A 20,205-nucleotide genomic window follows, 5' to 3' on the forward strand; every position below is an offset into this window, starting at 1 on the left:
GTCTCAAGGCGCACGCTGATCCCTCCGGAGTCGTCCGTCTTCCGCTCCAAGCAACGGCGAGTACTATAAATAAAGCGTCCATTCATCAAACTGGCCACTTTAACGGAACAATATCTAAACGTTTGTTAATAGCCTGAAAACATATTGTTCACTATAAAAAAACGAGATGAAGAAATTGGAGAGGAAACTATTGTTAGGAGAACAGTTCTATAAGCGGGTAGGCAAATCACGAAATACATTTTTGATATTTGCGATTATAACCATTCTTTTCTATTCGGGAATATCATTCACCTTTGTAATCCCCGGACTGAAAGGGTTTAGTTTGTCTTCTATGGCTTTGACATTATTAATGTATTTCATTGCAGCAAACATATTTGTAGGCTTATTTAAAGATAGAATATGGTTTGTTTTTACGATTTGTATAATTTTAAACGGCCTTGGAATGGGTTGGCGTTTATGGCTTGAATGGGGAGAATTTAGTTTAGTTGAACATACGAGTCTGGCGGTTTATATCGGCTATCCAACTGTTAGTGCTATCATCATTACAATATTTTATGTCATCGGCAATTCTATATTTGGAAAGAAAGTCAACTTTTCATAAAGATAACAGAGCGTTTTAAATGAGCTATCTTCCACTATTGGGGACAATTCTGGCACAAGGAATTGCATATGATTTACATAAGGGCCAAATTGATGATAGAAACGGAGGGCTAAGATGCAATTTACTAAGAAATTAGGTGGTATCTTTATTCTCGTCCTTATTTTACTTTCTAGTTACATGTTTTTCATTTACACCCCTAACATTGAAAGTCGAGAATTAGTAGATTTTGATACAGTTAAGCCAAACTCTTTTAAAAAAATCACGAACCAAAGTGATATAAAAACAATTAAAAAATCTATAAGAAGGGCTAAAAGGATAAGCGGAGTAGCAGATATGGCTGATCCTACTCATATCTTGAAAATAAAAAATAAAGAATACTATTTGTGGATACACGAGAATTCTAAACGGGCAACTGTGATGAAAAAGAGCAATACGCATACAGTTTATGTTATAAACTCGGCAGAAGAGATTTATAGAATTTTAAATTAGATTAACTTCAAAACTTGCTACACCTATATTTTTTATTATCGAACAAAATATTTTTTGGGAAAACAAGAGTTAATAGCTTTTTATTAATAAGTACAAGACTACAATCGGGGGCTATTGTCTGATGTTCAAATTAATTAATCAGAATAGGGAATATAATTATTATGATTCTATGGACTATATTACTTATTAGTATTGCAATTGATACCTTTACACCTGACCTACCATTATCAGACATTCAAGTAATGAATACAGTTGTTTCATAAGGTTTATGCTTCAATTGGATGCATTTCTCGAAGAAGAATTGCACCCTTTTTCAGTATTAGAGCTAAATTGAAGAATGTACACTTGTTAGATGGAAACATTAATTATGCTAGTCTGATGATCATTTTGGAATGAAGGAGAACTGAGTATGACAAACAGAAAATTAACTAGCTTATTATTCGCATTGATCTTTACGAGTTCTATACTGTTAGGATGTTCAATCGATAAATCTGAACTTATTAAAGTGAAAGGGAATGGACTAACTTATAGCGAGTATTTCAAAGCTTATGATGGTTTAGATGAAAGGGAGGATATTACATACTACAAGCCTTTTCTAATAAATGAAGAAGGATCATCCTTGCCGATACAAATAAAAGATACTATGAATAAAATTGACTCAGACAAGCTGCCGTTTAAAGTGGATGAAGAGAAAGCTTATCTAGTGGAGTCGAAAGATAAAAACGGAAAAATAAAGCACCAGGTACAATTAAGCTATCTTGGTATGGATGAGTACGAACAAACTAATGATTTCTTTATCGTTTCAGTGACTGAAGCAGATAAAAATCCGATAGAATTATACGATATAACTGATCAGGTTGACTCGGTAGGAAACAAACTTATAAAAGAGCAGCTAACGGAAAATCTTTCTATCTATCAGCAAGTCCTGACAACGAATAGTGCGTTGCTATTTACGTATTATGAAGAAAATGAAAATGGAATAATCGCCACAGGGACTGCTGCTAATGAATTCTATGCATACTACAACGGACACATTTATCACATAGGGTATTTATTGGATAATGAAAAGAATGTTACCGAAATGCAGAAAAAGATGTTGCAGTTCGTTCGTGAATATATCCTAGCTAGTAAGCTTCCTCTGTGACTAAATTAGTGAAGTAATAGGAAATTAATTTTGATTGTGCCACCATTGGGGGCTTTTACTGTACAACAATGTGCAAGAATAGAGCCATTTTGAAGAAGATTACAGGAGCGAAGAAATACGATAAGGAAGGAGAACAAGGGATGTCTAAAAATGTGATTTTAGCAATAGCAGGAATGATTGTAGGTTGGTTAATTATCAGCTTCTTTACAAAGAGCTTTGATATGCAATACATAATTGTTGCGTTATTTGGGTTTTTGCTAGGTTATATAGTTAAAAAAGAAGAGAAGGAAGACTGAATTGCATTACTATAATTGGTGGAGATTCTGGCATTTAGAATCTACTCCCATTCATTAATAGGGATAGTCTACGAGATAATGAGGGAAAATAAATTTTAAATAAAAGGGAGTTTTTTTATTGAAACAAGCTTTACTAGTTATTGATGCACAACAAGAACTAATTGATGGTAATGAAAAAGAGTGTAGCGTCTTTAATAAGACTTCATTGTTGGATAATATTAATACAGTGGTAGAAAAAGCAAGTGCATCGGATAGTTTTGTTGTTTTCATAAGAGATAAAGATGTTGCTGAAGGCATAGGTAAGGGATTCGAGATCCATTCTGATATTCATATCCCTAAAGATTCTAAGACATTTGATAAAGAGGCGACAAATTCGTTTTATGAAACTCCATTATTGGTTTTTTTACAAGATAACATGGTTGAGCATCTTGTTATAATGGGCTGCAAAACGGAGCATTGTATTGATACTGCGGTTAGAACGGCAACAGTAAGTGGCTTCGATGTCACCTTAGTAGGCGATGGTCATTCAACAACGGACTCCCAATCTCTAACTGCTGAGCAAATCATAGCCCATCATAATGAAGCTCTTCATGGACATTACAACGTTGATAATTTTTCAGTGGTTAGAAATGTAAGTGAAAATTTGTTTGTTCCAAATCACAATGAGTTTCGATAAATGATATTTATAATTTCTTCATCAATTGGGCGCGATTAATGCATAAGGGTTGCCTTTGAATCCCTTAATTTAGTGAAGTAAGAATAATCAAAAGCTTGTATCTCTGATTACTTTGTGATCTAAGATGCAGGCTTTTTAGTTCAACTATAATATCTCTATCTAAACATAGTAGGAGCGCTTTTTAATATAAGATATTTAAGTTTTTAATGAGTTCTCTAGAGTTGGCCGATAGTCTTCTTATGATTTAAATAAGCGAAAGATTATTCTTTCTAAATGTCTTTGGGGCACTAGTAATTATTTTGGATGGCTTGAAATTAAAAGCGGGGGTAGAGGGATTATATTATTTAAGAACTTCTCAGCCAGGGTCATTTGAAATCTTAAGTTTAAGTGGCTGTTCATATCTATAGATTCATCTGCATGCCAAAAAGGAAATGTGCAATGTGGACGCACGCTTGGAACTATTAAGCAACTTCATGATGAGATTGCACGAAATGCGTTTTGAATACAAATAACGAAGCCACGCTCAAAAAATGAGTTTCCTCTGAACTGTTTATGGATAAGCTGTCTCTATAAGTGAACTGTAACTAAATTAGGAAAAGGTTCATTTATCATTTTCTGAGAACATTGGTTGAGGAGGAGTTCTGTTGAAGAAGGATAAGACTAAGCAGAATAAAAAAGAGATGAAACGGGAAACACTCACTACGCGCCAAGGGCATCCTGTGAAAGATAATCAGAACATCCGGACGATTGGAGACCGTGGTCCTGCAACACTTGAGAATTATCATTTCATAGAAAAGATTTCTCATTTTGATCGTGAAGAAATTCCGGAACGTGTCGTCCATGCGAGGGGCTCTGGTGCATTTGGTTATTTTGAAACTTATGGCAAGGCGGGGGATGAGCCAGTGGAGAAGTATACCCGTGCCAAAGTGTTTTCAGGTGAAGGGAAACGAACACCCCTATTGGCTCGTTTTTCTACTGTGGCAGGAGCAAAAGACTCTCCTGAAACTGCACGGGATCCAAGGGGATTTGCGGTGAAAATGTATACCGAAGACGGAAACTGGGACTTGGTCGGGAATAATTTGAAAATCTTTTTCATCCGTGATGCCATGAAGTTTCCGGACATGATTCACGCGTTCAAAGCTGACCCTGTATCGAATGTTCCGCATCCGCAACGGATGTTTGACTTTGTGTCTCGAACTCCGGAGTCTATCCATATGATTACCTTTCTGTTCTCGCCATGGGGCATCCCTGCGACCTATCGTCACATGCAAGGATCAGGTGTGAATACGTATAAGTGGGTGAATGAAAAAGGGGTGGCTGTACTGGTCAAATATCATTGGGAACCGAAACAAGGTATTCGTAATCTAACACAGGATGATGCAGATGAAGTTCAAGGGAAGAATGTAGGACATGCTACACAGGATTTGCATGAAGCGATAGAGCGTGAAGACTATCCGGAATGGGAATTATTTGTGCAGATTATGGAAGACGGATACCACCCTGAACTGGATTTCGATCCGCTCGACGATACAAAGCTCTGGCCGGAAGAGCAATTTCCTTGGTTGCCGGTGGGGCGTATGGTATTGAATCGTAACCCGGAGGATTTCCATATGGACATTGAGCAAGCTGCCTTCGGAACTGGAGTGCTTGTGGATGGTATGGACTTCTCAGATGACAAGATGCTACAAGGTCGGACATTCTCCTATTCGGATACGCAGCGTCATAGAGTAGGTACCAATTATTTGCAGCTACCTGTCAATGCACCTAAAACGGCTGTCCGCACCAATCAGCAAAGGGGACAGATGGATATTCGTGATTCCCGGGAGTCAGGTGAAAATCCTCATATCAATTATGAACCATCCATGCTTGGTGGATTTGAGGAAGTCCAAGAGGATACTCGACCACCACATCGACCAACGTATAACGCAGCAGCTATGAGTGCGCCAATAGACCGTCCGAATAATTATGGGCAAGCTGGTGAAACGTTCCGTCAGTTCGAGGATTGGGAGCGAAAAGAATTGATTAACAATCTTTCAGAGGCACTATCGGCATGCGATTCCCGTATTCAAGAAGCTATGATTGAACACTTCACCGAAGCAGATGAAGAATACGGCCGTCTCGTCAAAGAAGGCATTGAGAAAAAAGTAAGAGAAATGAAAGAAACAACTGCTGGATCCGACATTCCGGGGCGTGATTCAGGGAAGTCGAAATTTGGACAAGGGACTCCTGAGTCAAAAGAAGCGGTGGAGGATGCAGTTGAAAAAGGAAATGAAGCAGATCCTTATTAATAACTGAAACTAAGGAACCTCACACATTCAATGGATGCGTGAGGTTTATTTAATATAGAGTGTTTGTGCGAAATATAAGATTGAATACATAACAAATTCTTTTGGTGAATCAGGATTGAAAATTAGAATGGGAGAGGCGATCGTTAAAATTTAATATACTATCGTTGATGGATAGGTTTAGTTTTTTTCTGAGCTGTTCGAAATCGCACTGATATTGCGGTGAAGACAGTTAGTGATGTCCGCCTGTATATAGCGTAATTCAATCACAAATTAGAATGAAACTTTCTTATGATATAATTATGATTTTAAAATAAAGCTTGGACATTTAGATTTCCCCGTGGAGGAAGCAAAAAAAGCTTGTATGAAAAGACATATCCGGATGGGAAAATTGAATTTGGTGAAACTTAATACATAATTGCAACAGAATAAAGTACACCCACACAAGATGCAATTCCCCACAATGAAATTGAAGCATACTTATTGCTGAAAAATTAATATTTAGGGCGAAACTTAACCGTGAACAATGATGGAATGCATTTCCTAAATAAGTTGTTTATTTACTAAATGACTATGTGGGGTTGGTAGTTTTAAAAATTCCAAAGATGCAAAAAATCATGATAAAAAGTTCGGTTACTTAGAATCTATCGTAAAACCGTATGAAGAATCCAATGGAGTTTATGTGTAAATGGTCAGCAAATCTTAACATTGCACAAGTCTGTATTATATTTTTACAAAACACATTACTATTCCGCTTTATGGATATAAAAAGGATTAACTGAAATTACAATCATTCATATTTTATGTTATACTCATCCTGAATAAGTAATGGAAGGGGCATTATACATGTGTTGCTCATGCTGTCCAGTAGTTGAAAAATCCCTTATCTGAAAAGAAAATTATTAGATAAGGAGATTGAGATATGTTAGTTCAAAATAAAATTATTCAAAGTGTTAGAGATAAGTGTAGTGAAGATGAATTGGTTTCAGCATGTATGATGTACGGTTCTTTCACAAAGGGTGAAGGAGATCAGTACTCTGATGTTGAATTTTATATATTCATTAAAGATGATGAAGTGGATAATTTTAGTTCAGGAGTTTGGATTTCTGAAGTCTATCCAGCTGACTTAATCTTTTTCAATGAGTATGGCACAGAGGTAGTGATTTTTTCAAATATGGTACGGGGAGAATTTCATTTTCTTCCAGTATCAAAAATAGAAGTCATAAAAGATTTTAAGCCTACTGGAGTTTTTCCTGATCCTGAGTCTATGTATTTTTATGATTCTACGGAGCAATTAAAGACTTTGCTTTATAATTTAAGCGGACCTGGACCAGATCGAATGACCGATGAAAATGTAAACTTTGCATTTAATAACTTCGTGAATGCCTGGTTGATGGGTGTAAACGTGCTGAGAAGAGGAGAGTTAGCCCGTTCTCTGGAGTCATTAACCCATGTGCAAAAATATATATTACAATTGATAAGGGTAAAGGAAAATATGGTTGAACGTTGGCTAAACAGTACCAAAAATTTAGAAGAAGATATAAGTATAGAGTCATATCAAGACTATGTATCAATAACCTCGAAATTAGAGGAGAATGAAATAAAAAACGCTTATAAGAAAGCTTTGAATATAGTTGGAGCATTGAATGAGATGCTAGGCTCTCACTATATAATTGATGTTGACAATAATCTTATTAGCAAGCTCTACAACTACCTTAACGAATAACTCAAGTCTTGAAGTCCACTGCTTATAAGTAGTGGACTCTTCAATTTACTTGTTGTGATGTTGGGGAATTTATAGACTAACTACATTTATAGAAAAATTAAATTTCTAGTCAATAGTGAAATTCAAACATTTTTAGATGGAATTTTCTAAAGTGGATTTTGATAGGTAGATTTGAAGAGCTTAGAAATTGTTTCTTATGTCCGATATACTGATTGACAATTCAATCTAAACAATTTATGATATTGAAAAATGTGATGAACTGTTCGAAGTAGTTTTGTAACCTTGGAAACAGAGACTTGGTGGTAGGTGCGAACCAAGCAAGGTGCAATAACGAATTACAAACAGGGAGCTGACGATGTATTAGTCCGGTTTTGGCCGTTATCTATAATGAGTGAGCAGGATTTTTCTGCTAATTTGGGTGGTACCACGGAGCTTCCGTCCCTTCAATTTTGAGGGGAGGAGGCTTTTTTATTTTGTCTGGAAATTAGTGAGTAAGAAAGAATTCCAAGTGATATGTGGAGGAGATGAGGATATGAGAAAAGAAATGTCTGGTTGGTTGGCCATTATTCCTATTTTGTCATTGATTGCAGCAGCATCGATGTCTGTATTTGTTTGGAAAGCAGGAATGCTCATACCTCTGTTGATAGGCGTATTTGCAGCAGCCCTTATTGCTCGAGTGGCTGGTTTTGAATGGGATACTATTCAGAAGATGATGGTGAATGGCGTGAGTCGAGCATTGCCCGCAGTATTTATTCTATTATTGATTGGCATCATTGTTGGTTCGTGGATGGCAAGTGGGGTGATTCCAACTATTATTTTTTATGGATTGTCCCTCATTCATCCATCCATTTTCATCCCTGTTGTAGCATTGGTTACGGGGATTGTTTCGATAACACTTGGCAGTTCGTTTACATCAATCGCGACAGTTGGATTAGCATTTATGGCAATTGGAGAAGGACTTGGTTTTCCCGCTGGACTTGTAGGTGGGGCCGTAATTTCTGGTGCGTTCTTCGGCGATAAGCTCTCTCCTTTATCCGATACAACCAATATTGCGCCAGCGATGGCAGAGACAGATCTATTCACACATATTAAACATATGCTTTGGGACACAATTCCAGCTTTTGTTATTGCAATCGTTATGTACTGGTTTGTAGGTAATTCTTACGCAAGTGTTGGGAAGGTAGATTCAGATGTAATTGAAGGGATTAAAACTGGGCTATCAGATTTGTTTTTAATTCATCCACTACTTTTGCTGTTACCTGTTTTGACAATTGTGCTAATGGTGTTACGAGTGCCCGCAATTCCTGCGCTTGCAGGGGTGGGGATGCTCGGTGGAGTTGTAGCTGTTTTAGTACAAGGAATGCCAATCGCGCAAATCATACAAGTCATGACAAATGGATTTGCGTTGGAATCAGATGTTGCGGCTATTGACTCCTTGTTGAATCGTGGTGGATTGACATCTATGCTTACCACGGTTGCTCTCTTAGTAATTGCGACCGCACTCGGTGGTGTGCTGGAAGAGTCAGGTTCATTTGAAATCTTAACGAGGAAAATAATGGCGCGCGTACATTCTACAGGTAGTTTAATACTCTCAACAATTCTTTCGACATTCGTTGTTGCATTTGCGAGTGGTGCGCAGTTTTTGGCAATCGTTTTACCATCTAGAACATTTATCACGAAGTATAAAGAGATGAATATCGATACGAAAAACTTATCACGTTGCGTGGAGTCAGCAGGAACAGTAGGGATCAATCTCGTTCCATGGAGTGTACCGGCAGTTTTTGCAGCAGGCATTTTTGGTATTAGCCCAGGAGAATTTATCCCATACGCATTCTTTGTTTTCCTAGTCCCTCTTATTAATATCCTGTTCGGTTTTACAGGTTGGACCATTACGAAGAAACCGTACAATGTACAGCGAAAAGTTGTAACTGAAAAAGGAGATGATCCGATATGGGTGAAGTGATTTTACAAGTGTTGGGCACAGCACAGGATGCAGGATTACCGCAGCCCAATTGCTATTGCGATAATTGTACAAAAGCGATGGTAGACCCAACGTTCAAACGAAGAGCTGCGTCACTTGCCATTGTATTGCCTGAAAAAAAGCAATGGAATTTAATCGACGCAACGCCAGATTTTAAAGAGCAAATCGCCATGCTCCAACATGCACATGGAATGGAAGGTTACGTAATGGACAGTATCTTCCTTACTCATGCTCATATTGGTCATTATCCAGGTTTAATATTTTTAGGAAAAGAAGCGATGAACACGAAGAATGTACCCGTGTTTACTGGACCGTTAATGAAAACTGTTTTGGAAACTCATGCACCTTGGCGTCAGTTGACTGATCTGGGTAATATTCAAGTACAAGCAATCGAAGAGGGGATTCCAACTGGACTGGACGAGGATTTGGAAGTCGTACCAGTGAAAGTCCCTCATCGGAACGAATTCTCCGAGACATTTGGGTTTTGGATTAAAGGACCAAAGAAAAAGGTCTTATATATCCCTGATATTGATAGTTGGGAAGAGTGGAGTATAGATGTTGTTGAAGCGTGTAAGCAAGCAGATATTTGTCTGTTGGATGCAACGTTTTTTTCTGCAAGTGATTTAGCAGACATTGGAAGTAGTGGCCGAGATTTGAGTGAAATCCCTCATCCATTCATTACGGATACAATGGATCGGTTAAAGAGCATTACAGACACATGTGCAATTTACTTCACCCATTTCAATCACAGCAATCCTGCCCTGAAACAAGATAGTGAGGCACGGGATTTTATCGAAAAGAATGGTTTCCATATTGCGAATGATGGGATGATATTTGACTTGTAAATTAACAGTCACAGTAAATTATTTTAGAATCACGTTGTTAGTTATTAGTTTAAATCTGAAGAGTTAGCGTTTCGTAGGATTAAAGGAATCCTATGAAGCGTTTTTTTAATTGTTTTAGGACATTTTTAAAAGAGGAGTTTGGAACATTTTACCGAATCTATAGCCGATAAAGAAGATTTCTAAAGGAGATGGATGATAAATGAATCGTATCAATCTAATAGCATTAGGGGTAAGAGACATTCGAAAGTCTTTGGGTTTTTATAAGGAAATTGGATTTGAAGCATCTGTGGTAGGCGATGAAGAAAAGCCTGTCATAGTTTTCTTTAAAAATGAAGGATCTAAACTAGAGCTGTTTCCATTGGAAGAACTAGCAAAAGATATAAATCAAGAGAATCCGCCTGAGATTTCAACAGGAGGATTTCCGGGGTTTACGCTAGCCTACAATGGAAAATCCTCAGCTGAGGTAGATGAAATATTTAAGAAAGTGAAGGTTTCGGGGGCACAAGTTGTTAAACAACCACAAACACTTTCATGGGGCGGTTATGGAGGGTACTTTGTTGACCCGGATGGCTATTATTGGGAAGTTGCATATGGCGCTGATTGGGAGTTCGATGAGAATAATATGTTGATTATTTAATTATAGTGGTGAAAATACGGCTATTTACTTTATTTCAATAGTGAGCTTAATAAAAGCTTTGATCAAAGTATAAAACTGTTGGGAGTGTTTCACAGGAAAATATTTCATTCACTTCCTCCGATGTGGTAAATTGGAATAAATTCATATTTCCGAAGGAGGAGAATTGGTGAAGGAAAACTTAAAATTAGCTTTAATTGTTTCATTGTTTAGTTTAATTGTAGTGCCTATATTTTTTCTTATCCTTTCAGTAAATACAGGGAACTGGAAATTCTTCCTGTTCAGCATAGCACCCGCACTCACAGCGGGATTGACAGGGCTTCTTTTGACGCTTCAGCGAATGAAACAAACAAAGCAGATGAGTAAATTCTAAGAATCGAAAATGTGAATTCAGATGGTTGGATTTAAGAATGAACATTGAGAAGGAAATAAAAGGATGAACATGAATGGATAATTTTATAGGTAAACTGATATTAGCTGTTGTTCTATTTATGAGTGTATTCTATTTGCTGGATTGTCTATTGCGTCGCTACTTAAAACTAGAAAAAGTAAATTTCTTCAAAAATAACTATGTGAATGTTAAACATCAAAAAATTGATTGGACACTTCGATTTATTTTGGTTTTTGGTTTTCTAGTATTGACTATTATAATGTCTTCAGGTGAAAAGGCGACGACAACTGTCTTTTTCGTTTTTGTCTGTTATTCGTTGCTCAATGCAATCGTGTTGGAGTTAGTAAGAGCCTATATGCAGAAAAAGTACGCTGAAAACAAAAATGAGTATATCCCAACTCTTATTCAATTGAGCCTTCTCATTATAGTGGTCCCTACGTTCCTCTATACAAAACTTTTTGGATGATTTGACTAAGTTTGTCTTAGTCGTTAGAAAACAGGGTTAAATCGAATAAATCCCATGGTCTGGAAAAAACAAAAGAACTTCCTGAGGTATTTCAGGGAAGTTCTTTTTCTATGCTCAAAATTTGACTAGTAAGCGGACTTTCAATGCCTCACAACATATGTGCCACCTAGAAAATCGTGTATTCCTCGTTTGTCTTTCCGAAACATGATCATTCCTGCGCTGATAAGTATCGAAACACCAAAAGTTAGCATTCCAATCAAAAAGTAACCGACAATTTCTCTCATGAACATATTGGATAACGTGACATTACCATCGTCCACTCGCTTCACTTGGATGTGGCACATGCGTTTTCCAATGACGTATCCACTCCAGATAATAGGGATAACCATCAAATAGAGAGTATAGATTGACTGCCAAGCAATTCCATTTGCGAAACTAAATGAAAATGAACCTGTAAGGAGATAAGTAGCTGAAGCTATAATTGTTGCGAGTATCACAAAATCCAGAAAACTAGCTACCACTCTGACGCCTAATCCTGCGCGATTTGTATAAATCATTTCATCCATTCCTTCACGTGATTTTCTTTTTCAAATTAACCAATATCTTATTGTGCTCTCTAAATACTCTGATAGAATTAAAATTAGGAGAATTTTTGGTTAATATTAAAGTTGTTAGAATTATACCACAAATGGTCATGGAGATTGTCATATTTATTGAAACTGGATTAATAGATCCTACCTAAATGTATTTGAGTTGAAATTAGATAGAAAATTCCATGTAGCTTTTCAAAGGAGAGTAAGGTTTTGCGAACTACAATTATTTTTGTACGACATGCTCATTCTACCTATAGCCCCGATGAATTAGGAAGACCGCTGTCTAGTAAAGGTTTTACTGATGCAGCAACAATGAGCGAAGTGCTTAAGAAAGAATCCATTGATATTGTCATTTCTAGCCCATACAAAAGGGCAGTTCAAACAGTAGAAGCAATTGCCGAGTTTATTGACCATAAAGTGATCATTGACAATGGCTTTATGGAACGAAAATTGTCTGATCAACCTGTTGAAGATTTTGAATTTGCAATTAGGGAAGTGTGGAAGAATCCTACCCTTTCCTTGATGGGGGGAGAGTCCAATGAGATTGCGCAACTACGAGGAATCGAGGCAACTCTAAAGGTACTCGAGCTGTATGAAGGGAAAAACATTGCAATCGGGACTCATGGCAATATCATGGTACTAATTATGAATTATTTTGACGAACGTTTTGACTTCAGCTTCTGGAAAAACCTCGAGATGCCAGATGCGTATAAGTTGACTTTTGAAAATAAGCAGTTGTTGGAAGTGAAACGCCTAGGGATGCAAAAGTGACGGGAGACCACCTCCATAAAGCATAAGTTCATAATAGCGATGCTCACTATCTTCTTAAGCACTATCAATCGTAACTGCTAACTTTTTTCACTTGAGTTTTCAGAAGAAGTGTCGGGTGTTATTGCGTTACAATTTATGGCCATTTCAAGTTTTATTTTACTTTGAGCCGATTGCGTTCATCTCTTTACTCATGATCACTATCATTACAATCGGATTTTTATCTTAGTTTATGAATGCCTAGCTACTGGTAAATTTAATTATTCAGAGATAAAGCTTGTGGTTACTTAAACAGATCTTGAATTTCCTGGAGGCGAGTAAGTGAAAATTATCATTCAAGCAATCGTTGCTTCTCTCGTTATACATGTCGTCTATTTAGTAGGAATGCTGTCTTCTGGGTTTATCAAGACACTTATCTATCGACCAGATATTGAAACGGCTTGGAAGAAGATTGATATCTTAAAAAGTGAAGTTGCATTTGGAGTGACTTTTTCTCCTTACATAATCGTGCTGTCATTTGTTAGTGGAACATTGCTTTGTTGGTGTTTCCTTTTATTCATCCAGAAAAAACGCAAGAGTTTTACAAGAAGATTAAAGTTCTAAGAGTTTATTACATGACGCTATTGCCTGCAAGGTTAGATGAATGTGCATTAACAAATTCACCAAATGAAGGACTTAATTCCCCTAATAACAGTCTGAAAAGACAATCGGTCATATAAGAATGGGGTAGATAGATGTGGATTATTCAAATTATATGCTATTGACTTTAATGATAGGTTTTTCCTTAGTTCAGATATTGACTGAATATGTTGCGAGAAAATTGCTGAAAACTGAAAAGAAAAGTATTTTGTTCAACCAATACCTAAGTGACAAACATTTCAAAATCGAATGGATTCTAAGAGGAGTTTCGTTGGCAGGGTTAGTTGTAATGAGCTATATCTGTATTTCAACTAACGCGCCAATAGATACTTGGTTCACACTCCTCCTCTCTTATATGTTGTTTATGAATATTGTAAATGAGTCGGTTACTGCATATATGGAAAAAAAGTACGCAAAAAGTAAAAATCAATATATTGCGACACTCATTGAAATGGTGCTATTCTCTAGTTTTTTACTCTGTATAATGGTCGCGAATCTGTTAGGATTGCTTCCTTAATCTGATAATGACTAGTGTAGAAACATATAAAGAAAAGAGGAATAGAATATGAGTAACCTTCATGTGGAATTAGAACGCTTTCGAGTCATCGCAGGTAAAGAAGAAAAAGCACGGGAATGGATGGAATTCTTGACGACGCATTTAGAAGAGGTGAAGAAAACACTTCCTGCAGAGAAAATGTTTGTAGAATCCATTTTTGAAGAAACGATAGAAGGCGTTATGTATTTGTATTGGGTTTCCTATCAGGGCATACAATCTGATGAAGTCGTGTTTTCGGATAGTTTTATCGACAAGAAGCACTTAGAATACTGGAATGAATGTATCGACTCTCACTATCCAGAAAGTATATTGAAGACAAATGTCGTCATGATTCAAAATTTAGTTATGGAAAAGATGAAATGATTCATTAACAACATTTGAAGGAGAGACTTCATGAAAAGTAATGACAAGTTTGTGAGAATCTGTTGGATGATTTACTTCGGTTTGCTTGCGATAGGAATTGTGACGGCTTGCCTAACGTTCTATGAGTTGTCGATTCCTGTGGATGAATCCATAGGTGATGGCCAGCAATCTAGCGTTGGATTTCGCTGGGGATCGTTTCATGTGTATTGGGGTGTTGGCATTTTAGTGCTCTCCGGACTTTTAGCGGTTAGTTATAAGCAAGTCAAACCATTTCATGTTGTTTTTATACTCATACTAACAGGAGCTGCATATCTACTTTTCTTCATGACGTTCACGGTTGGCTGGGTGGGCGCGTTAGGAATGCTCGGATTTGCAGTCGCGGTATTCGTAGGTGTGATCTTAATCATTTCAAAGTTGGTTTTAATGTGGGTTAGGCATGCCAAGGGGACCAAATTTTATAGTCGCTAAACGTATTAAATCCAAGGATGTCGCATCTTATCGCTCGGGGGACACTCATGAATTATGAACAAGAACTTAAGAAAATAATATCAAGTGACGATGTGTTTCTATCAGTATTGCAAGCAGTAGATGGATTAGAGCTACCTGATGCATGGGTTTGTGCTGGATATCTCCGAAATAAGATTTGGGATGTGCTGGATGATATTTCAACGGTTGTTAATGATATTGATGTGATTTACTTTGATGAAGAAGATACTAGCATTGTCATAGAGAAGCGCTTAGAAGCACAACTAAAAGCGGTTTTACCAGCACTGCCATGGTCTGTAAAGAATCAAGCGAGGATGCACGAGAAAAATGGTTTACCTCCCTATTATTCGTCTTTTGACGGAGTCGCAAACTTCCCTGAAACACCAACAGCTGTTGCGATCCGATTAATAAACAATGAACTGGAAGTCATGGCCCCATATGGATTAAGCGATTTGTTCTGCAAATATGTTAGACCCACGCCTAATTTTGCTGAAACTAGTGACCTCTATGCTGTATATCATGAGAGAGTGAGTCAAAAAAGTTGGGAGGAAATATGGAGTGATGTCATTGTAGAAAAATAATTTATTAGTGTGGAGTTGTAGACATGATGCATAGATTAACCTTTGTAGAAGATTATCCGGACACAAAGAGTATTGAAGATTTTATTGAACAGGTGTTATCGGAACACAGCGTCTTAAAGCAAGAAATACTTCGTGCTAGACGTGGCAAAACGAAGACCTTCGTAGCCAACGTAGGAAAAACTATGCAGGCAGTGGCCATTACTCATGATTCTACTTGGCATCCAAATTGTACGTATGTTAGACTCGCCTATAATTTTAATCAGATGACGGAAGACTTTCTTCATCAGATCATCATGTGTATAAAGCGGGAATACAAGAAACCTTTATTTTTCTTAGTGGATAATCGATATAGTCTACTTATCAAAGTGCTTCGGAAAAATCAATTTTCACTTATACGAGAAACAGAAATACTACACATCAATCCGCTAAAATCACTTACGGAAATATGCGTTTTACCAAGCATACATACGGTTGCTGAAATCAAAGAAGATCAGACAATCCTGTCATCACTTATAGAATTAACAAAACAAGTTTACACCGACACTCATCTAGCAAACCCTGTAGCAGATCTGTCATTCGCTTCGTGGGAACGGGCCATAATAGATGGGCTGCTGGAGAAAAATAGCTACGTCATCGTTCGAGATTCCGTCGTTCAAGCGTTTAGTTTGATGTATGAGGTGAATGAACAACGTTGGGAACTCGGTTGGATAGGGGGCCGTGATAGGAAGAATATCTCGGAGTTGGACAAATTGCTTCAACTTCAAATGAAGGACGCAGTGAAGTGTGGGATTCAAATTATTGAAAAGGAGTCCGATTCGACATGTCCATATTCTCAGCATGTAAAAAAGTCATGGATGTATTCAGTTGATGAGTGTTTGTATTCTTATCTCGGTTGACTTCCTAAAACGTGTAAGTCAATATATGCAACATGCTGAGTGGGATTCTGGAATTTATGACTGAAGTTTTAGAAGTTACTCATCAGTTTTGTAACTCTCCATCTCTTTGGCTTGTCCTATCTAAATAGCACGGGAGGAAAGAGGATGCACCCCATTTTCATTATCGAATTACTAATCACAAGCGGAGGCTTACTCACTATTGTTATGATTGCTGTTATTTTAAAAGGAAAATGGAGAAAACGTTTTTTCGGAGTTGCAGCAATGTATCTTGTAATAGTTAGTGTGTTTTTCCTTGCCCGTCCTTATTGGATCGACTTTCAACAGGATAGGAAAGTTAAATATCTGGAAATCTATTTAAAAGCGAAGTATTCAGAAGAGACATGGACGATGGAAAAAGTACCACATCGGGAAGAAGGATTTGCACATTTGAACCCGTATGTGATTAGTGTATATTTCGATACAGAACCTGGTGTAATATACGAATATTATATTAAAAATGGAAATGAGATTTCTCAGTCTGGGTATGGTGTGGAAGAGGGTTCAATCCCTGATATGATTCATTTGGAAAGGGAATAACATGTAAGAGAGACGCTATGAAGGAAAATAATTTAATCGGGTTACATGAGGACGGAATTGATAAATTTTCAAACTTTTTTGGAGAACTATAATGATATTACCTATATCGACGCGGAAGAAGATAATCAGTTAAAAAACCTCTTAGAGAAGATGGAAGGTTCAATTTTCGGTATTTGAGTCGAATGTACATAAGACTTCCACAAATTTTTGGTGGAGACAGTGAAGACGATTCAACCTGCTTCAGTTATTAGGAGAAAGCGCTTAATTTATTCATTTTTTCTCGTAAGACGGGAAGATTTACTAGTAAACGATGATCTGTTTCATTTGCTCCGGCTGCTCGTAGAGATGAATGACTTTGTTTTTCTCACAGTTGAACCATGTATAAATAGTACATTTTATCATCCTGATGAGAGGATCTTGCAAGTCAATACTAAATTCGCAGAGGCATTTATTACATTAGATTATGATGGAGATGGACTTATCGTTATCGAATAAAAGAATGGACAGTACCTTGCTTAATGCCGATATATTGCAGGGAATGAGGAACGGATGTGTTTAAACGACATTCTACCTGTCTCTTTCCAGCTTGGTTTTCGGGAAGATTGTGTTAGCGTGGCAATATTTTACTGATGGTATTTCGATTTATGTAAGTATCCTTCAAATTCATGAGTATCTTAGAAATAACTGGAGTTTATTAGTTTCATTTGCGCTGTTCGTTATTAAAGGAGGAGATTAGATTGTTTCCTATACTAGAGACCGAAAGAATTCGATTGAGAGAAATTCAGAAAGAGGATGCTAATCGTATCTTTTCGTATTTTTCTTCAGAAGAGGTAACTCGTTATTATGGACAAGATTCCTTTCAGAAAATAGAAGACGCCGAAAAGTTAATCGACCTTTTTCATGACAACTATAGTGAAAAAAGAGGAATACGCTGGGGGATTGAGTGTAAGAAGACGAATGAGCTTATAGGTACGATTGGATTTCATCTTTGGTCACCAAGACATAAACGAGCAGAAATAGGATACGACCTCCATCCTGATAACTGGGGCTATGGATATGCTCAAGAAGCGGTAGCTGAGATTCTTTCATATGGCTTTAAAGTCATGGAACTTACTCGAATAGGAGCAGTTGTATTTCTAGAAAATGATGCATCAAACAAATTGTTATTGAAACTTGGCTTTGAAAGAGAAGGGATCTTGAAAAGTTATATGTATCAAGATGGTGTTGCTTATGATACTTATATTTATTCCTTAATAAGAAATAATTATCTATAAAAAGCTTGCCTTTATAGGGACGATTGAATGAACTAATGAAGTGAAAAAGGGAGTGACAAAAGTGAGCCAGACTTCTCCACTACTTTTAATAGGAATAGCACACTTGGAGAATAATAATAATGGAGATTTGCATGCTCCAAAGACTGAAGGAGTTTTTTCAGAACCAAAACAGCGTCAAATCGAAACAGTTGTTAAACGCCTGGCGAAATTTAAACCGACAAAAATTGCAGTAGAGTGGCCAAAAGAACTTAATAGCAGTTTGAATGAAGAATATCAGGAATATTTAAAAGGTAACTTTGTACTTACCTCGAAAGAAGTTCATCAAATTGGATTTCGATTGGCTAAAGAGTCAGGTCTGAATGAGGTTTTTGCGGTAGATTGGGATAAAGATTTACCTGGTGTGCCGGATATTGAGACATGGACAAAGGAAATTGATTCGTCTATTTTTAATCAGTTAAATGCTAAAATGGCCGATGTAACATCTGGGATTGAAAAGGCATTTAACGATTTGTCATTCAGTGACTTCCTGCTCGAAATGAATAAACCTGAAATGTATCGATTGAATCAAGAAATCAACATGAAACTAGCCTTAGTAGGGACTGGAAAAGACCATGTAGGAGCGATGTGGACTGCTCACTACTGGCATTATCGAAATTTATTAATCTACAAGAACATCGTGGATTTGCTTCAAATAGAAGGAGAACGGATTTTTGTATTATATGGTTTTGGTCATGCTGCCATTTTACAACAATTTCTTCAGGACAGCGGACTGTTTTCTATTGAAACAGTTTCCGATTACTTATGAACAGTTATTACTAGGGATTTGTAAAGAACGGGGCTGAATAGTTGAAACGATTGAAAAAGAACTTCAATGTAAATTTTACCGCTCAACAACCACCCTTTTTTCAAGTGAGTGAAAAAAGAAAAATGATCATACCCTTTGGTGTTTTCAGGCACTCTCCATCACTCTTGAAAAATGTGATTTCCCATTTATTTAAAGGAAACTCTCAAATTGATGCTACATTTTTATACTCATACATACCAAATGGTCAGACAAAGTCTCGACGATTCGCTAAGGGATCTTTACGTAGGTCTTTCACCATTTCAAATTGGAATGAGTACTCGAAAATAACTGAAGAGTTTAGGGATACCTCACTCTATGTAACAATCGAGGATGTCAAAATGGGCGAAGTCGTTCACTATGCGAACTCACTATTAAGAAAGAAAAAGAATCTCTATATTGCATTTTATAACAATAGTTATTACTTGCAGATCGATCATGACGAGCTAGTGATCATCGCAATTAGTTATGAATTAGCGGGCTCCTTGAAGACGTCTTTCAAGTCGTTTAGCGCTATGGAATAGGGATGAGGTGACAAGAAATGCGGATTAGACATGTAAAAATCGAGGATGCAGTAAAGTTGAGTCAACTGATTCAGCAAGTTGGAAGCGATTCGGAGTATATGCTTTTTGAGCCAGGTGAACGAAAAATAACAGTTGAGCAGATGCAGACAAGAAGTCGTTCGATGAAAACAGAAAGCCATTCAGAGATTTTTACGGCTGAATTGGATGGAGAACTAATCGGATATCTCATGGCAATCGGAGGATGCACCAAAAGAACACGGCATGCGGTATACCTTGTGATTGGGATTTTGACATCGCATAGAGGACAAGGGGTCGGAACTCACCTCTTCGAACACCTTGAGAACTGGGCAGTTCAACATAACATTCGCCGGTTGGAATTGACTGTTGCTCAGCCGAATGATGCAGGTATGCGGCTGTATCGGAAAATGAATTTTGAAATCGAGGGGAAAAAGCGTGATTCACTCATTATAAATGGCGAATATGTAGATGAGTATTACTGGTATTCCGTCAAGAAAGTGGACACAAATTTGTGAGTGATTATTTTTAAAAGCCTACCGCGCTGCGCTTGCTGGAC

At 37.3% G+C, this 20,205-nt stretch carries 26 protein-coding genes and 1 other annotated feature; of the genes, 25 read left to right on the plus strand and 1 reads right to left on the minus strand.

What is annotated here, in order from left to right:
- Positions 1-190: 190 nt before the first annotated feature.
- The 12 genes from ACR65F_RS17495 (at position 191) to ACR65F_RS17550 (ending at position 11,534) form a co-directional block, all read left to right on the plus strand.
- On the plus strand, positions 191-601 hold the full coding sequence (locus ACR65F_RS17495) for a hypothetical protein (RefSeq protein ID WP_052245849.1): 411 nt from the start codon (positions 191-193) through the stop codon (positions 599-601).
- Positions 602-715: 114 nt separating this feature from the next.
- On the plus strand, positions 716-1,090 hold the full coding sequence (locus tag ACR65F_RS17500) for a YhfM domain-containing protein (RefSeq protein ID WP_039042862.1): 375 nt from the start codon (positions 716-718) through the stop codon (positions 1,088-1,090).
- 409 nt (positions 1,091-1,499) lie between these two features.
- Positions 1,500-2,234 carry a hypothetical protein gene (locus tag ACR65F_RS17505; RefSeq protein WP_440505231.1) on the plus strand — a complete coding sequence of 245 codons (735 nt, stop codon included), beginning with the start codon at positions 1,500-1,502 and terminating at the stop codon, positions 2,232-2,234.
- 89 nt (positions 2,235-2,323) lie between these two features.
- Complete coding sequence (locus tag ACR65F_RS17510) at positions 2,324-2,530, plus strand: hypothetical protein (RefSeq protein WP_156137948.1); 207 nt, start codon at positions 2,324-2,326, stop codon at positions 2,528-2,530.
- A 118-nt stretch (positions 2,531-2,648) separates the two neighbouring features.
- Positions 2,649-3,206, plus strand: coding sequence for an isochorismatase family protein (locus ACR65F_RS17515; RefSeq protein ID WP_440505233.1), 558 nt, complete (start codon positions 2,649-2,651; stop codon positions 3,204-3,206).
- Between the two features lie 680 nt (positions 3,207-3,886).
- Complete coding sequence (locus tag ACR65F_RS17520; protein ID WP_440505262.1) at positions 3,887-5,494, plus strand: catalase; 1,608 nt, start codon at positions 3,887-3,889, stop codon at positions 5,492-5,494.
- A gap of 919 nt (positions 5,495-6,413) precedes the next feature.
- A complete protein-coding gene (locus ACR65F_RS17525) occupies positions 6,414-7,217 on the plus strand; it encodes a nucleotidyltransferase (protein ID WP_440505234.1) in 804 nt (267 codons plus the stop codon).
- A 245-nt stretch (positions 7,218-7,462) separates the two neighbouring features.
- Positions 7,463-7,663, plus strand: a binding site (T-box leader).
- Positions 7,664-7,749: 86 nt separating this feature from the next.
- A complete protein-coding gene (gene nhaC / locus ACR65F_RS17530; RefSeq protein WP_440505236.1) occupies positions 7,750-9,180 on the plus strand; it encodes a Na+/H+ antiporter NhaC in 1,431 nt (476 codons plus the stop codon).
- On the plus strand, positions 9,168-10,043 hold the full coding sequence (locus ACR65F_RS17535; RefSeq protein WP_440505238.1) for an MBL fold metallo-hydrolase: 876 nt from the start codon (positions 9,168-9,170) through the stop codon (positions 10,041-10,043). The genes nhaC and ACR65F_RS17535 overlap by 13 nt, the downstream gene beginning before the upstream one ends.
- A gap of 199 nt (positions 10,044-10,242) precedes the next feature.
- The gene (locus ACR65F_RS17540) at positions 10,243-10,680 is read left to right on the plus strand and encodes a VOC family protein (RefSeq protein WP_440505239.1); all 438 of its coding nucleotides are present in this window, start codon (positions 10,243-10,245) and stop codon (positions 10,678-10,680) included.
- Between the two features lie 166 nt (positions 10,681-10,846).
- Positions 10,847-11,050, plus strand: a complete 204-nt coding sequence (locus ACR65F_RS17545) for a hypothetical protein (protein ID WP_440505241.1) — start codon at positions 10,847-10,849, stop codon at positions 11,048-11,050.
- A gap of 73 nt (positions 11,051-11,123) precedes the next feature.
- Complete coding sequence (locus ACR65F_RS17550) at positions 11,124-11,534, plus strand: DUF4181 domain-containing protein (protein WP_440505242.1); 411 nt, start codon at positions 11,124-11,126, stop codon at positions 11,532-11,534.
- Between the two features lie 140 nt (positions 11,535-11,674).
- Here ACR65F_RS17550 and ACR65F_RS17555 read toward each other — a convergent pair whose 3' ends face one another.
- A complete protein-coding gene (locus ACR65F_RS17555) occupies positions 11,675-12,091 on the minus strand; it encodes an RDD family protein (RefSeq protein ID WP_440505243.1) in 417 nt (138 codons plus the stop codon).
- A 246-nt stretch (positions 12,092-12,337) separates the two neighbouring features.
- Between ACR65F_RS17555 and ACR65F_RS17560 the strand changes: the two genes are divergently transcribed.
- The 13 genes from ACR65F_RS17560 (at position 12,338) to ACR65F_RS17620 (ending at position 20,164) form a co-directional block, all read left to right on the plus strand.
- Positions 12,338-12,898, plus strand: a complete 561-nt coding sequence (locus tag ACR65F_RS17560; protein WP_440505244.1) for a histidine phosphatase family protein — start codon at positions 12,338-12,340, stop codon at positions 12,896-12,898.
- Between the two features lie 318 nt (positions 12,899-13,216).
- The gene (locus ACR65F_RS17565; RefSeq protein WP_440505246.1) at positions 13,217-13,498 is read left to right on the plus strand and encodes a hypothetical protein; all 282 of its coding nucleotides are present in this window, start codon (positions 13,217-13,219) and stop codon (positions 13,496-13,498) included.
- Positions 13,499-13,631: 133 nt separating this feature from the next.
- Complete coding sequence (locus ACR65F_RS17570) at positions 13,632-14,051, plus strand: DUF4181 domain-containing protein (RefSeq protein WP_440505247.1); 420 nt, start codon at positions 13,632-13,634, stop codon at positions 14,049-14,051.
- A 48-nt stretch (positions 14,052-14,099) separates the two neighbouring features.
- On the plus strand, positions 14,100-14,453 hold the full coding sequence (locus tag ACR65F_RS17575; RefSeq protein WP_440505249.1) for a DUF6176 family protein: 354 nt from the start codon (positions 14,100-14,102) through the stop codon (positions 14,451-14,453).
- 30 nt (positions 14,454-14,483) lie between these two features.
- A complete protein-coding gene (locus ACR65F_RS17580) occupies positions 14,484-14,921 on the plus strand; it encodes a hypothetical protein (RefSeq protein ID WP_039043558.1) in 438 nt (145 codons plus the stop codon).
- Positions 14,922-14,968: 47 nt separating this feature from the next.
- Positions 14,969-15,520, plus strand: coding sequence for a nucleotidyltransferase family protein (locus tag ACR65F_RS17585; protein WP_440505250.1), 552 nt, complete (start codon positions 14,969-14,971; stop codon positions 15,518-15,520).
- Between the two features lie 23 nt (positions 15,521-15,543).
- Entirely contained in the window at positions 15,544-16,416 is an 873-nt protein-coding gene (locus tag ACR65F_RS17590) for a hypothetical protein (protein ID WP_440505251.1), read from the plus strand.
- A gap of 144 nt (positions 16,417-16,560) precedes the next feature.
- A complete protein-coding gene (locus ACR65F_RS17595) occupies positions 16,561-16,992 on the plus strand; it encodes a hypothetical protein (protein WP_440505252.1) in 432 nt (143 codons plus the stop codon).
- A gap of 219 nt (positions 16,993-17,211) precedes the next feature.
- The gene (locus ACR65F_RS17600) at positions 17,212-17,487 is read left to right on the plus strand and encodes a hypothetical protein (protein WP_440505254.1); all 276 of its coding nucleotides are present in this window, start codon (positions 17,212-17,214) and stop codon (positions 17,485-17,487) included.
- Between the two features lie 242 nt (positions 17,488-17,729).
- The gene (locus ACR65F_RS17605) at positions 17,730-18,266 is read left to right on the plus strand and encodes a GNAT family N-acetyltransferase (protein WP_440505255.1); all 537 of its coding nucleotides are present in this window, start codon (positions 17,730-17,732) and stop codon (positions 18,264-18,266) included.
- A gap of 103 nt (positions 18,267-18,369) precedes the next feature.
- Positions 18,370-19,071, plus strand: coding sequence for a DUF5694 domain-containing protein (locus ACR65F_RS17610; RefSeq protein ID WP_440505256.1), 702 nt, complete (start codon positions 18,370-18,372; stop codon positions 19,069-19,071).
- Between the two features lie 377 nt (positions 19,072-19,448).
- The gene (locus tag ACR65F_RS17615) at positions 19,449-19,631 is read left to right on the plus strand and encodes a hypothetical protein (RefSeq protein WP_440505258.1); all 183 of its coding nucleotides are present in this window, start codon (positions 19,449-19,451) and stop codon (positions 19,629-19,631) included.
- 17 nt (positions 19,632-19,648) lie between these two features.
- Entirely contained in the window at positions 19,649-20,164 is a 516-nt protein-coding gene (locus ACR65F_RS17620; protein ID WP_440505260.1) for a GNAT family N-acetyltransferase, read from the plus strand.
- Positions 20,165-20,205 lie beyond the last annotated feature (41 nt).

The sequence above is a fragment of the Sporosarcina sp. SAFN-010 genome (genome assembly GCF_059415065.1).